This window comes from Methylocystis heyeri, from assembly GCF_004802635.2.
Lineage (GTDB): Bacteria > Pseudomonadota > Alphaproteobacteria > Rhizobiales > Beijerinckiaceae > Methylocystis > Methylocystis heyeri.
Genome location: NZ_CP046052.1, coordinates 684,894 through 698,493 on the forward strand (window position 1 = coordinate 684,894; position 13,600 = coordinate 698,493).

Below are 13,600 nucleotides of genomic sequence, written 5' to 3' on the forward strand. Positions count from 1 at the left end.
CGATCATCCGCTACAATGTCGGGGCGACGACGCGCAGCCGGCGCTTTACGCCGTCAGGCCCCGTAACTTCGCGCGTCACGCTCGGGCCCTGGCCCGTCCCGGAGGAAGTTTCGGGCGTCGGCGTCTCGGCCCGGGATTTGGCGTCCTGTCGCGACGGTTGCCGTTCGGCGCGCTTGGGCGCCGCCGTGGGCCGGGAAAGCTGCTCGGCCTGCTCCTCGGTCACGACGCTGTCCTTGCTGTGCGTCGCGGCGAGGATGCCTTCGGCCTCGCCGAGGGACTCCGCCCAGCTTTTACCCGCCGGCCTGCAGCTGCAGGACGCGTCGCGGGTCTTCTGGAATTTGAACGCGTTGGGGTGGTCGCCGTAGTTGTCGCCATTGATGGAGACAGCGGAATCGATGTCCTTCCAGAGCGACTTGGTGTAGAGCGAGGCCTCCGCGCCGGGGCAGAGCGCTTTGCACAAGGTATTCAGATCGTCGAGGTTATCTCGCCGGGCCGAGTAATTTATCGGGAAAAATCCGCCGTCGCACTCGCGCACGCAGACGGCCTCCGACCCGCCCAGGGCCCGGCCGTCGTCATAGAGCGGCTCCGTCGGCTGGTCTTCCAAAGACGACGGCATGTCGCTATCGAGCTCCTGTTCGAGCGGGACGTCCCTCAAGCGCGGCGCCGGCTGCGGCTGCTGCGTTCCGAACAGCTCTTCGAGAAAGCCCCGTTGCGCGGGCCGCGCGGCCGCGGCGGCCGGCCGGTCCCGGCAATAGGAATCGTAGCGGGCGATCAGCGATTGCTTGAGATTGCCGTCGCCCTGTTGCAGGGCGGAAAGATTGGCGCGCATCCGCTCGATGCGCGCATTGATCTGGCCGCATTGCGGCGGCGGCGGGCTTCCAAAGAACAGGAACTGCTGGCGATCGCAGCCGAGCCGGCGCGCATAGTCGACGGTCCGGTTCAGTTCATTGGCTTGTTTGCCGGCGGCGCGATAGCGGGCGCCCGCGCCCTGATCGGCTTTGGCGATCTGCGCCCGGAGATCGGCGCAAAAGGCGGTTTCGGCCGACGCCGATCCCGCGGGCGCGCAAAGCGATAGGAGGGCGCTCAAAGCCCAGGAGAGAATTTCGCGCCGGGCGCGGCCGACTGTGTGCAAGCCTGAACGAATTCGTCGCATATCTCTCAGGATGTCGTCGCGAGAGGCGCAAGGCTCCGATCACGAATCATCTGCGAATCGCGCCACGCGATGAGGAAACATAGCGGTTGGCCGGATAAATTGCGCCGCATCTGATCTAAATTCCCCCGCTTCTTGTCGCCAGCAAGGCGCCGGCGGGCTAATTTTGCGCCCCGGCCCGCGCGGGCTCTTCCAATGACGTGGTACATCCCCAATATTGCGGCTGCAGACTAGGTTGCGGCCGTCGTTCGTCCGCCCGTCCAATGTTCCCGAAGAACAGGCGGGCGGGGCGGGATCGGGCGCGGCCCTGGACGCGCCGCGCGCATGGCGCGAGCGCAAGGAGGCTGGGACATGGGGTTGCGAATGAAAAACATCCGGATCGGCGCGGCCGCGGCATTGGCGTTTCTCGGAATGGCGCCGGCTCTCGCAGCCGACGGCGGCCCCGACCTGATCTTCAAGCAGTCGACGGATTTCAAGCTGCTGACGCCGAACGACAAGCTGGCGACCTATGCCGTCGATGATCCCATCGTCGACGGCATCGCCTGTTATTTCACTGCTCATGAAAAAGGCGGCGTCAGCGGCATGCTCGGCCTCGCCGAAAACACTTCGGATGTTTCTCTGGCCTGCCGGCAATATGGCCCGGTCAGCTTCAAGGAGAAGTTTGCGCAAGGGGACCAGGTGTTCAGCGCCAAGCGCTCGCTGTTCTTCAAGCGCATGCAGATCGTCCGCGGCTGCGACACGAAGCGCAATGTGCTGATTTATATGGTCTATTCCGATAAGCTGGTGGAGGGCAGTCCAGACAACTCCACTTCGGCGATCTCCCTGCAGCCCTGGGGCGGGACCGAACCGCCGCATTGCGGCGAATTCGTCAAATAGGCCGTCGGCGGCCCAAAATGCAGGGAGGCATCGCTCGAACGATCCCGCTCGAGCGATGACGCTAATCCTGGCAGGCGACCAGCGCGACGCCGGCCGGCGGCCTGGGCGTCTTCGAATCCGCGATGGCGCCGGTCACGTCGTCGGCTCCGCCGAAAGCGAGCGCACGACCGTGTCCATGGGCCTCGCACCAGCTGTCCGCGACGACCTTGCCGCACTCGCGTTTTTGGGAAATGCAATCGATCAGGCCATAGCCTTCGTGATCGTTCACGACATAGACCTGGCGGGACGGAGAAGGCGAGGCCGGGGCGGCCTGGCTGCGGCTGTTGTAGACGGCGGCGGCGAGAAGTCCCGCCAGCAGCGGCGCGAGGATGCTGGGCCAGATCGAATGTTCGAACTTGGAGTGCTGCATCAACATGGCGTAGCCTCTTTAGAGCGGATCCGAGGCGCCTCGGTAGGAACTCCCGCTCTACGCCGCCGCGGTAAAATTACTCTTAAGCAACGAAATTTCTTACGGACCGGGCCTGTTTTGCTTGACGGAGCCGGTTGCGCGGCGCATGGTCTGCGACATGACGCTCGCCCTCCGCATCTGCCTCCGTGGTCGGATTATCATTAGCTAGCCCAAAGCTGGCCGGAGCCGTCACGTCTCGCCCGACATGAAACGACGCCCCGGCCGGGAAGGTTCGGGAATTCAATGTCGCAGCCGCTCAAGCTCTACAACACGCTCACCCGCGCGAAAGACGTCTTTGCGCCGATCGACCCGGCCGACGTGCGGATGTACGTGTGCGGTCCGACGGTGTATGACTACGCTCATATCGGCAATGCGCGGCCCATCATCGTCTTCGATGTTCTTTTCCGCCTGCTGCGGCATCTCTACGGCGCCGATCACGTGCGCTATGTGCGCAACATCACCGACGTCGACGACAAGATCAACGCGCGCGCCGCGCAGCGCGGGATCACGATCCGCGAACTCACCGAAGAGACCAACGAGGTCTTTCAGCAGGACGTAAAGGCGCTCGGCTGCCTCGACCCCAGCGCGCAGCCGCGAGCGACCGAACATATCGAACAGATGATCGCCATCGTCACGCGGCTGATCGAATCCGGCCACGCCTATGCGGCCGACGGCCATGTGCTGTTCGACGTGCCCTCGATGAAGGATTACGGCCGGCTTTCGCGCCGCTCGCTGGATGAAATGGTCGCCGGCGCACGCGTCGACGTGGCGCCCTACAAGCGCGGCGACATGGATTTCGTGTTGTGGAAGCCCTCGAAAGAAAACGAGCCGGGCTGGGACAGTCCGTGGGGCAGGGGCCGTCCCGGCTGGCATCTCGAATGCTCCGCGATGAGCTGGAAACACCTCGGCGAAACATTCGACATCCACGGCGGCGGCATAGACCTCGTCTTTCCCCATCATGAAAACGAGATCGCGCAGTCGCGCTGCGCCTTCCACACGGGCGTGATGGCGAATGTCTGGATGCATAATGGATTCCTTCAGGTCGAGGGCGAGAAAATGTCCAAGAGCCTGGGGAATTTCGTGACCATTCACGAGCTGCTGCACACCGAGAAATTCGGCGGACGCAAATGGCCCGGGGAGGTGTTGCGATTGGCGATGCTGCGCACACATTACCGGCAGCCGATCGACTGGACCGTCAAAGCGCTAGAGGAGGCGGAGGCCATACTGGATAAGTGGTATCGCGTGGTTGGTGATACAATTTGGGACGATGCTCCCGACGCTGATTTCGTTGACGCCCTTACTGACGATCTCAATACGCCGAAGGCGCTAAGCCAACTCCATCAGTTGGCTTGGTCTGAGGACTCGCCCTTGCGTCTGCAGGGGGGATCTAGTCGCCCTCTGAAACCGCTGAGAGCGAGCGCCAACTTGCTTGGACTCCTTTGTCAAACCGAGACTGAGTGGTTTGCGAACCGAGGTGAGCCGCTCGCAGATACAGCGGAAATCGAGGCTTTGATCAACGCCCGCCTCGCGGCTCGCGCAGCAAAGAACTGGGCCGAGTCCGACCGCATCCGCGACGAGCTCGCCGCCATGGGCGTCGCGCTGAAGGACAACAAAGACGGGACGACCACATGGGAGATCAGGCGGTGACATCCACGCTTGCGCCCCCCACCCGTCGCGCTGCGCGCGCCACCCTCCCCGCAAGGGGGAGAGATGGGAACCCCGCGAGACGACCTCGGACTGCATCCTTTGTGCAGTCCCCAGCCTTTCAATTGACCCACTGCGATCATGCAGCCCAATCCCCAGGGGCGCCAGGGAGACCAGAACATGGCTGACGATTGGAAGAAATCTTTGCCTTTCCCGGCTCATTGGCTGAGCTATCTCTTCATCAAAGTGCTGGTCCTCGCGCTCGCGGTGCTGGCTATGATGCACTATTACTGGAACGTGGTGTGAAGTCATGGCAGCCGCTCCGGGATTGAGGCCGTTTCTGCCGGGTGACGGGCCGCGCCTCGCAGCGCTGTTTCGCGCCAGCGTCGAGCGGCTCGCCGACGATTATTACGACGAGGATCAACTCGCCGCCTGGATCGGACGCGCCGACGACGAAGACGCCTTCGCCGCGCGGCTCGCCGCCGACCTGACCCTCGTCGGCCTGCTGCGGGGTGAGATCGCCGGCTTCGCCTCGCTGAAAGACAACAAAAGCGTCGACATGCTTTACGTGCATCCGGACTTCGCCCGTCGCGGCGTCGCGTCGGCGCTCGTCGACGCGCTTGAAAAGCTCGCCGCCGCGCGCGGGGCGCCCAAGCTGAACGTGGACGCCTCCGACGCCGCTCGCGACTTCTTCGCCGCCCGGGGCTACGTCCCGCAGAGCCGCAACACCGTCGTGCTCGGCGAGGAATGGCTCGGCAATACGACAATGACCAAGGAACTCGCGCCGCACGGCTCCCGGGCGGCGACAGGAAACGCATAAATGACGAGGCAGAGACTCTCGCTGTTCGATACCACCTTGCGGGACGGCGCGCAGACCACGGGCGTCGATTTTTCTCTCGACGACAAGCGTCAGATCGCCGCGATGCTCGACGACCTCGGCGTCGATTACATCGAGGGCGGCTATCCCGGCGCCAATCCGCTCGACACGGCGTTTTTTGCGACGCGGCCCGATATTCGCGCGCGCTTCGCCGCTTTCGGCATGACCCGGCGTCACGGCCGGTCGGTCGAGAACGATCCTGGGGTCGCAGCGCTGCTCGACAGCAGGAGCGACGCGGTCGTGTTCGTCGCCAAGTCCTGGGACTATCAGGTGCGCGTTGCGTTGCGCTCGACCGAGGAGGACAATCTCCAGGCCATTGCGCAATCGGTCGCTGCGGCGGTGGCGCGCGGCAAGGAGGCGGCGGTCGATTGCGAGCATTTCTTCGACGGCTTCAAGGCCAATGAAGCCTACGCGCTGGCCTGCGCCAAGGCGGCCTTAGAGGCCGGGGCGCGCTGGATCGTGCTGTGCGACACCAATGGCGGCACGCTTCCTCACGAAATCGAGCGCATCGTGCGGCGCGTCGCAGAGGGCATTCCCGGAGAAAACCTCGGCATTCACGCCCATGACGACACCGGACAGGCGGTAGCCAACTCCCTTGCGGCGGTGCGCGCCGGCGCGCGCCAGATCCAGGGCTCGCTGAACGGCCTCGGCGAGCGCTGCGGCAATGCCAATCTCACCACGATCATCCCGACGCTGCTGCTCAAACCGGAATTTTCCGAGCGTTTCGAGATCGGCGTCACGCTCGAAAAGCTCACTCATCTGACGCGCATAAGCCATGCGCTGGACGAACTGCTCAACCGCGCGCCCGATCGCCATGCGCCTTATGTCGGCGCCAGCGCCTTCGCCACCAAGGCGGGCATTCACGCCTCTGCGGTGCTAACCGATTCCCGCACTTATGAACACGTATCGCCGGAGAGCATCGGCAACCAGCGCCGCGTGCTGGTGTCGGATCAGGCGGGCAAATCCAATATCATCTCCGAACTGGCGCGGCTCGGCGTCGCGCTCGACAAGGACGATCCGCGTCTTTCGCGGCTGCTCGAGGAGGTCAAGCTGAAGGAGGCGCAGGGCTACGCCTATGAAGGCGCCGACGCTTCGTTTTTCCTGCTCGCCAAACGCATCATGGGCGAAGCCCCGCATTATTTCCATGTCGAGCGTTACAGCGTCGCGGTTGATCGGCGTTTTGCGCGCAATGGCGGATTGGAAGACGCGGGCGCCGAGGCCATCGTGAAGCTTCGCGTCAATGGCGAGACGCGGATTTCAGCAGCGGAAGGAAATGGCCCGGTGAATGCTCTCGATCTTGCGCTTCGCAAGGATCTCGGCAGCTATCAGCGTTTCATCGAGGACATAAAGCTGGTCGATTACCGGGTGCGCGTGTTTCAGGGCGGAACCGACGCGGTGACCCGCGTGCTGGTGGAATGCGCCGACAGCAAGGGCGAGCGCTGGTCGACCGTCGGCGTCTCCGCCAATGTGATCGACGCCTCCTTCGAAGCGCTGATCGACGCGATCGTCTACAAACTGCTGCGCGAAGGCGCGAAGGGCGACAATTCGCTTTGATTAGTGGCTTCGAGCGAAGCGGGACACCTCCCTGTCCCCGCCTTTGCGGGGAGAGGGGATGGCTCGACCGTTTTTGGGAAAAGCAATCGCAACTTCATGATGAAGTCGAAGGCCATGAGCAGCGCTCCGAGCGCAAACAGAACATCGCCCGGCAGCCGAAGCCATTGCCACAACAGCGTCGTCGAATAGAAAGCATTGCTGCGGGCGTAGGCGAAGCCGTGCTCGAACACCGCGTCGAGTTGCGACCAGCCGATCGGAAAGAAATTCAGCGCTATCCATAAAACCAATCCTGCGTTGTAGAGCCAGAAGGCGATCAATCCGTTTTTTTCGCTGAACGGAATCCTGTCGGCGGCGGCGTAACGCAGGCAAAAATAGATGAGGCCGATCGCCAGCTCGCCGAAGGCGCCGAACAACCCCGTATGCGCGTGGTTGAGCGTCAGAAAGGTTCCGTGTTCATAATAATTGACGAGCGGCGCGTTGAGCGTGCCGCCTCCGAAAACGCCGGCGCCGACAAAATTCCAAAACGCCGCGCCGATTATGTAGGTGTATGCGAGCCGGTAGTTGAACCCTCGGTGCGCCTTGATCAGAAGATAATGGTTCATCGCTTCTATGATCAGGAGGACGAGAGGCAGCACCTCGATAAAGGAGAACATGCTGCCCATCGGCACCCACATGCTCGGACCGCCCACCCAATAGAGATGATGCCCGGTGCCGATCACGCCGCCGAGAAAAATCAGGATCAGCTCGAAATAAACCGCACGTTCCGCCAGCTTGCGCGACACGAGGCCCACCGCCATCAGGAGATAGGCGCTCATGCAGGAGGCGAAGAACTCGAATGACTGCTCCACCCAGAGATGAACGACCCACCAGCGCCAGAAATCGGTGATGGTGAAGGACTTTTCGACGCCGGTGAGCGGTATCATGCCAAAGGCGTAGAGCGCCGCAACATTGATGGTCGAAGCCCAGATAAGATGCTCGAGCCTTATGCGGCCCGACCAAAACTCCCCTGCGGCGCGCCGCCACAACGATCCGCTCGGCCACAGCGCGCGCATGACGAGCAAGCTCCACAGCGCGAGGCCGAGAAAGAATCCGATCTGCCAGAAGCGCCCGAGCTCGATATAAGAGAGGCCCTGATTGCCGAACCAGAACCAGTTGCGGTCGATCGAACCCATGATCCCGTAATAATTGCCGATCAGCGCGCCGGCGACGATCAGCAGGGTCGCCCAGAAACGCATGTCGACCAAAAACCATTGACCCTTTGCTTCATGGCCGCCAGCGATTGAAGGCGCAAGAAAAAGCGCGGCTCCAATCCAGGAAAGCCCAATCCATACTATGGGCGCCTGGATGTGAACGTCGCGCAGGAAGTTGAAGGGGAAAATATCGTTGATGGCGACGCCGTAGAAGCTGGTTCGATCGTAATAGGAGTGCGCAAGGATCGTCCCCGCTGCGATCTGAACGAGGAGGAGCAGCGCAACTACGATAAAATATTTGCCGGTTCGCCTTTGGCTTGGCGTAAGCGGTCTGAATTCCGACAGGACCGCATCCATCCGACCCTGGTCGCGCTCGTTGAGAAAAAACTCATAGATGAACAAGACGGCGCCGAAGGAAAAAAAGGTGAAGCAGAAACTGATCCAGGTCCATCGGAAGGTGTTGGCGGTGGGCGTATTGCCGACCAAAGGCTCGAAGGGCCAATTCTCGGTCCAGGACCAGCCGACGCCGGGCCGGCGCGCGACCGTAGTGATGGCTGAGAACAACAGAAAATCCGCTGTCTGTCTTGCGGCTTCCGGGCCAAGGCTATAGGCGGGCGTCCATCCGGCGGATGGCGCCGCCGTTCGCAGGGAATTCGCCGTCTCGTCCCGGACAGCGAGAAAGGCGTCCGCGACAGCTTCGGGCAGCGTGACTTCGGATTTGGCGAGATCGATCCCTTGCAGCGCGCGTTGCATGGCGGCCGTTACGGCGGCTTGCCGATCCTCGCTCAGTTGCGCGAATTCCTTGCCGTCGCTCGCCATGGCGATGCCGTAACGGGTCGATTTGGCGAGGTTTACGAGGATGGAAGCGGTGTAGTCCTCGCCATAATAGGACCCCATGCCGTATAGGCTGCCGTAGTCCATCAAATCGGCTTTTTGGAAACCGGCCTTGCCGGCGGCGATGTCTTCCGCGGTCATCAAGACCGTCCTGTCGGCGGTCAAAAAACGTGCGGGCTGCGGCGGCGAGGTCTGGTATGTGGCCGAAGTCGCCCAGCCCATAATGGCGAAGGTTCCGATGGCGACGACGAGCAGCGCCCATTTGAGAACGTTGCTGACCGGATCCTCTGTGGGGCCGACATGCTCTGATGCGGATGTCATGCGGCGTCTCCTTCGCCTGCTTCGCTCATTGAAAGCGAGAAAAGAGTTCATCCGTCCGCGCCGCGCCCGAGCGCCGCCTCGCTTCATATTGGCGGCGCGTCTTCCGCTCCGACGCGCGGCGCCAATTTCGGCCCACGACGATTTCTCTGGCGACGACCGAAACAAACCCCAACGGGAATGCGAGATCCAGAACGGCGGCGAGGTCAGGGCCGATCACGCTCGAAAAAAGCGCCGCGAGCCGCCCGGCGCACCACAAAAAACGAGGACTGCGAGCGGCGCGCCTTGCAAGGGCGGCCGCCCGGTCCAGTTTGGAATCGCCGTCAAAAGGAAGCCTGCGACGACGCCTCCGCCATAGCCGAACGCCATTTCATGCCCGTGCCGGACGTTTGGGGCCAAGGCGGTTGGGACTTTGACGGCGCCTGCAATAAAGGCGACGAACAGCGGCGCTGCGCAGAAGGCCCAAAGCGCCGCAACCAGGAAAAAGGGGCGAAACCCGGCCGACCGCACAGCGGGCGAGGCTTGCTCCCGATAGCGAGGAATTGGGGCCATGAGGTCACCCACTGCGCGGCGCCGGAGCGCTCGCGCCGGATCGGAGAGCTCAAGCGCATTGTGTTGCGACAGCCGGCCGCCGGCTTTCGCGAATGTGGCGATTAAAACCTCTCGATCGCCACTTCCTTGTCCGCCTCCACGCTTTCGCGCGCGCGCTTTGCGGCGGAGAGGATCATCGGGATTACGTCTTCGACTCGTTCGGAGACGAGGTAGCGCATCTCGTAGCCGGAGCGAATGAATCCTTCCTCGCGCATATGCGCGAACAGCGTCAGCAAAGGCCGCCAGAAGCCGCCGATGTCGGCGATCACCAGGGGCTTGCGGTGGCGCCCGAGCTGAATCCAGGTCAGTTGCTCGGCGAGTTCCTCCAGCGTCCCTATGCCGCCGGGCAGAGCCACGAAGGCGTCGGCCTTCTCGAACATCAGCTGTTTCCGGCTGTGCATGTCCGGAACGATGCGCAACTCCGTCAGTCCTTCCAGGGCGATCTCGCGATCGTCGAGAAAGCCCGGGATGATGCCGGTGGCCCGGCCGCCGTTTTTGAGCGTGGCGCGTGCGATAATTCCCATCAGCCCGCACGAGCCGCCGCCGAATACGAGGCCGATGCCGGCGCGAGCCAGCGCGACGCCGAGACTTTCGGCGGCGGCCGCATGGAGGGGGTCGTGACCTGGAGAGGAACCGCAGTAAACGCAAATGTTCTTAATTGTGGTCATGATTCGTCCTATCGCCCCGTTTTCCGGCGCTATATGCGCGGGAGGGTAGGCGTCAAGCGTTGCCGTTTTATGTTGGGGATGCGTCCTCCGCATAAAACACCTATATGACGCGCAAGCCTCGTTCGGCGAGGCCCTCGCTCAAAATGGACGGATCATGCTCAGAATGGGAAGTCGCGCTTCCGGAAATCGCGGCGGCGCGTCCGCGGCGTCGGAGGCGGAGCTCAAAGAGGCTAGCCTCGTTGCGACAATCGCGCATTTGTGGCCCTATATCTGGCCCAAAGGCCGGGCCGATCTCGAGCGCCGGGTGATGCTCAGCTTCGCGCTGCTGCTCGTCGGCAAGCTGGTGAACACCGCCGTGCCTTACGCCTTCAAATGGGCTGCGGACGCAGTCGAGCACAAGGGCGCCGAGGCCGTTCCGCCGCTTCTCGCGGGGGCTGTGGGCTTCACGATTCTCTACGGGTTTCTACGCATCGTCTACGCGCTGCTGACGCAGGCGCGCGACGCCTTGTTTGCGGCGGTCGCGATGCACGCGGTGAAGCGCCTCGCCAACGACGTCTTCGTCCATATGCACGAATTGTCGATGCGCTTTCACATCAGCCGCAAGACCGGCGGCCTGACCCGCGTATTGGAGCGCGGGCGCGACGCCATCGAGACGCTGTCCCGCCTCGTGATGTCGTCAGGCGCGCCGACCGCGGTTGAATTCCTGCTGGTGCTCGCCGTTCTGGCGGTTCAGCTCGATTGGCGTTACGCCGGAGTCACGGCGCTCACCATCGTCGCTTATCTCGCCTATACCGCGATAGCGACCAATTGGCGTATCGCCATCCGTCGCTCCATGAACGACAGCGACGTCGACGCCAATGTGAAGGCTATCGACAGCCTCCTGAATTACGAAACAGTCAAATATTTTTCCGCCGAGGCGCGCGAAGCGGAACGCTACGACAAATCCATGGAGCGCTATCGCCGCGCCAGCATAGACTCCTATACGTCGCTCGCCGTTCTCAACGCGGGCCAGGCGGCGATCTTCACCATCGGGCTCACCGTCGTCATGGCGATGTGCGTTTACGACATCAATGTCGGAAAGGCCTCGGTCGGCGATTTCGTCCTCATCAACGCGCTGATGATCCAGCTCTATCAGCCGCTCAATTTCATGGGCACATTCTACCGCGAGGTTCGGCAGGCGGTAGTGGACATCGAGCGCATGTTCTCGATCCTCGGACAGAATCCGGAAATCGCCGACCGCCCCGGCGCGCCGGCGCTTGCGGTCGAGGAAGGAAACGTCGTTTTCGAGGACGTGGTCTTCCACTATGACGAGAAGCGCCCGATCCTGCGCGGCGTCAGCTTCGAGGTGAAGCCCGGCAAGACCCTCGCGATAGTGGGGCCTTCCGGCGCCGGCAAGTCCACCATTTCGCGCCTGATGTTCCGCTTCTACGAGCCGCAGGGCGGGCGCATATTGATAGACGGACAGGATATTCTGGCCGTCACGCAGAAGAGCCTGCGCGCCGCGGTCGGCATGGTGCCGCAGGACACGGTGCTGTTCAACGACAGCATCGGCTACAACATCCGCTACGGCCGCTGGGACGCCACCGAGGAAGAAGTGCGCGAAGCTGCGCGGCTGGCGCAGATCGACGGCTTTATCGCTTCCGTCCCCGGAGGCTATGAGGCGCAGGTGGGCGAGCGCGGCCTTAAACTTTCAGGCGGCGAGAAACAGCGCGTCGCCATCGCGCGCACGATCCTGAAAGGCCCGCCGATCCTCATCCTGGACGAAGCGACTTCCGCCCTCGACAGCTTCACCGAGCATGAAATTCAGGAAGCGTTGCGCGGCGTCGCCAAGGGCCGCACCACATTGGTGATCGCGCATCGGCTCTCCACCATAGTGGATGCGGACGAGATCATCTTCCTCGATCACGGCCGCATCGTCGAGCGGGGAACGCATCAGGAATTGCTGGACCAGCGCGGCGAATACGCCGCGATGTGGAACCGGCAGCGCGAGGCGGCCGAGGCGCGGGCGAAGATCATCGCGGCCCAGGAGGACGAAGACCTCGAAGCGCTGGAGGCGGAGTGAGGCGGATCTCCTCACCCTGAGGGCCCGTTAGCGCGCTTTCCGCTCGAACATAGGGAGTCCCAAAGGTCGCCCTATGTTCGAGCGAAAAGAAATCGCGCCAGAATAAGCAGCTGGAGCGCATTCTTATCGCAAAAGTCTGTTCAGCTTTTGCGGAATGCGCTCAAGCGGGCGTCTCGAAGGGCGAGGGCTCCGAAGCGGCTAGTGGAAGAAGCCGAGCCCGAGAATGCCGGAGATGATGAGGAAGATCGCCACGATGTAGTTCAACAGGCGCGGCATGACGAGGATCAGCACGCCGGCGATGAGCGAGACGATCGGCTGAACATGGGTAATGCTGACTTGCATATTGATTCTCCACAGTGAGGCTGAAGGCTTCGCGTCCGTTTAAGGTGAAATTGGGGCGGGGCAGGGCTCAAGGCGAGGGTGTGTCATTGCGAGGAGCGTAGCGACGCGGCAATCCAGAGGGATTGGCGCTGCTCTGGATCGCTTCGCTCCGCTCGCGATGACGGCTGAAATCAATCGGTGCGCCTGCTCACAACAGCCCCGCCTCACCCGAACCTGAACGCCGACACCGGCTTGCCTGCAAGTTCGCAGCTGAATACCCTGCGGCCGAGGTCTTGGCCCGCCGCGCCGGCGGCGGCGAACAGCGGCTCCAGATGTTCCGGGGTCGGGTGGCTTTGTTTTGCGCCCGGCGCCGAGAACCACCTCTCCAACCCGGCCTCGCGCGCGGCGGGATCGGCGGCCTCGACCGCCTGCGTCAGCCAATCGTCGAATTGCGCCGCGGGTTTTCGCGCCGTCTCGCTCGGCGAAAAGAACTCCCGCAGATTGTGATAGCTCATGCCGCTGCCCACGATCAGCACGCCTTCTTCGCGTAGCGGCGCCAGCGCGCGGCCGACAGCGAGATGCCGCGCGACGCTTGCGCCCTTCTGCAAGGACATTTGCAGGATCGGCATATCCGCCTGGGGGTAGATCAGCATGAAGGGAATGAACACGCCGTGATCGAAGCCGCGGCCGCGCGCCTCGTCGCAGGGAAGGCCGGCGGCGCCGAGCAACTCCATCACATGCACGGCCAGTTGCGGCGCGCCGGGGGCGGGATAGCGGAGCTTATAGGTGTGTTCCGGAAAGCCGTAATAGTCGAACAGCAGGCCCGGAGCGGGGTCGATGTCGACGGTCGGGCGCGGCGTCTCCCAATGGGCGGAAATCGTCAGAACCGCTTTCGGCCTGGCCGGAAGGCTGGCGGGAAGGCCCGCGAGGAAGTCGCGCAGCCCATCCCACATTCCCGGCGGGCCGAAGGCACTGTCCATGAAAGGCCACGGCCCGCCGCCATGGGGAATGAAGAAGGTGGGGAGCTTGCGCGCGTCGCCGGTCATGGCCCAGTCTCGCATGACGCA

At 62.9% G+C, this 13,600-nt stretch carries 13 protein-coding genes; 6 read left to right on the forward strand and 7 right to left on the reverse strand.

All coding sequences use genetic code 11. From position 1 onward, the window contains the following. Positions 1 to 10: 10 nt before the first annotated feature. Complete coding sequence (locus H2LOC_RS02960; protein WP_246206958.1) at positions 11 to 1,132, reverse strand: DUF2865 domain-containing protein; 1,122 nt, start codon at positions 1,130 to 1,132, stop codon at positions 11 to 13. A 381-nt stretch (positions 1,133 to 1,513) separates the two neighbouring features. Here H2LOC_RS02960 and H2LOC_RS02965 point away from each other — a divergent pair, with 381 nt between their 5' ends. Beyond that, positions 1,514 to 2,026 carry a CreA family protein gene (locus H2LOC_RS02965; protein WP_246206959.1) on the forward strand — a complete coding sequence of 171 codons (513 nt, stop codon included), beginning with the start codon at positions 1,514 to 1,516 and terminating at the stop codon, positions 2,024 to 2,026. 61 nt (positions 2,027 to 2,087) lie between these two features. Here the strand turns inward: H2LOC_RS02965 and H2LOC_RS02970 are convergent, their stop codons facing one another. Then, positions 2,088 to 2,441, reverse strand: coding sequence for a hypothetical protein (locus H2LOC_RS02970; RefSeq protein ID WP_136495030.1), 354 nt, complete (start codon positions 2,439 to 2,441; stop codon positions 2,088 to 2,090). 276 nt (positions 2,442 to 2,717) lie between these two features. On the opposite strand from H2LOC_RS02970, the gene cysS reads away from it, so the two are divergent. From cysS to cimA, 4 genes are all read left to right on the forward strand, one after another. Then, positions 2,718 to 4,121, forward strand: a complete 1,404-nt coding sequence (gene cysS / locus H2LOC_RS02975) for a cysteine--tRNA ligase (protein WP_136495031.1) — start codon at positions 2,718 to 2,720, stop codon at positions 4,119 to 4,121. A 177-nt stretch (positions 4,122 to 4,298) separates the two neighbouring features. After that, positions 4,299 to 4,424, forward strand: coding sequence for a hypothetical protein (locus H2LOC_RS21885; RefSeq protein WP_281350547.1), 126 nt, complete (start codon positions 4,299 to 4,301; stop codon positions 4,422 to 4,424). A 4-nt stretch (positions 4,425 to 4,428) separates the two neighbouring features. Then, positions 4,429 to 4,938, forward strand: a complete 510-nt coding sequence (locus H2LOC_RS02980) for a GNAT family N-acetyltransferase (RefSeq protein ID WP_136495032.1) — start codon at positions 4,429 to 4,431, stop codon at positions 4,936 to 4,938. Beyond that, entirely contained in the window at positions 4,939 to 6,549 is a 1,611-nt protein-coding gene (gene cimA, locus H2LOC_RS02985; protein ID WP_136495033.1) for a citramalate synthase, read from the forward strand. Here the strand turns inward: cimA and H2LOC_RS02990 are convergent. From H2LOC_RS02990 to H2LOC_RS03000, 3 genes are all read right to left on the reverse strand, one after another. Then, positions 6,504 to 8,894 carry a nitric-oxide reductase large subunit gene (locus tag H2LOC_RS02990; RefSeq protein WP_136495034.1) on the reverse strand — a complete coding sequence of 797 codons (2,391 nt, stop codon included), beginning with the start codon at positions 8,892 to 8,894 and terminating at the stop codon, positions 6,504 to 6,506. The genes cimA and H2LOC_RS02990 overlap by 46 nt on opposite strands. 213 nt (positions 8,895 to 9,107) lie before the next feature. Beyond that, on the reverse strand, positions 9,108 to 9,443 hold the full coding sequence (locus tag H2LOC_RS22040) for an NnrS family protein (protein ID WP_136495035.1): 336 nt from the start codon (positions 9,441 to 9,443) through the stop codon (positions 9,108 to 9,110). A 101-nt stretch (positions 9,444 to 9,544) separates the two neighbouring features. Further along, positions 9,545 to 10,150 carry an LOG family protein gene (locus tag H2LOC_RS03000; RefSeq protein WP_136495036.1) on the reverse strand — a complete coding sequence of 202 codons (606 nt, stop codon included), beginning with the start codon at positions 10,148 to 10,150 and terminating at the stop codon, positions 9,545 to 9,547. Between the two features lie 163 nt (positions 10,151 to 10,313). Between H2LOC_RS03000 and H2LOC_RS03005 the strand changes: the two genes are divergently transcribed. Further along, complete coding sequence (locus H2LOC_RS03005) at positions 10,314 to 12,212, forward strand: ABCB family ABC transporter ATP-binding protein/permease (protein WP_202620518.1); 1,899 nt, start codon at positions 10,314 to 10,316, stop codon at positions 12,210 to 12,212. A 198-nt stretch (positions 12,213 to 12,410) separates the two neighbouring features. Here H2LOC_RS03005 and H2LOC_RS03010 read toward each other — a convergent pair whose 3' ends face one another. Both H2LOC_RS03010 and H2LOC_RS03015 read right to left on the reverse strand, forming a co-directional pair. Further along, positions 12,411 to 12,554: a DUF3096 domain-containing protein gene (locus H2LOC_RS03010; protein ID WP_136495038.1), complete on the reverse strand. Its 144-nt coding sequence runs from the start codon at positions 12,552 to 12,554 to the stop codon at positions 12,411 to 12,413. A 203-nt stretch (positions 12,555 to 12,757) separates the two neighbouring features. Beyond that, entirely contained in the window at positions 12,758 to 13,579 is an 822-nt protein-coding gene (locus tag H2LOC_RS03015; RefSeq protein WP_136495039.1) for a DODA-type extradiol aromatic ring-opening family dioxygenase, read from the reverse strand. Positions 13,580 to 13,600 lie beyond the last annotated feature (21 nt).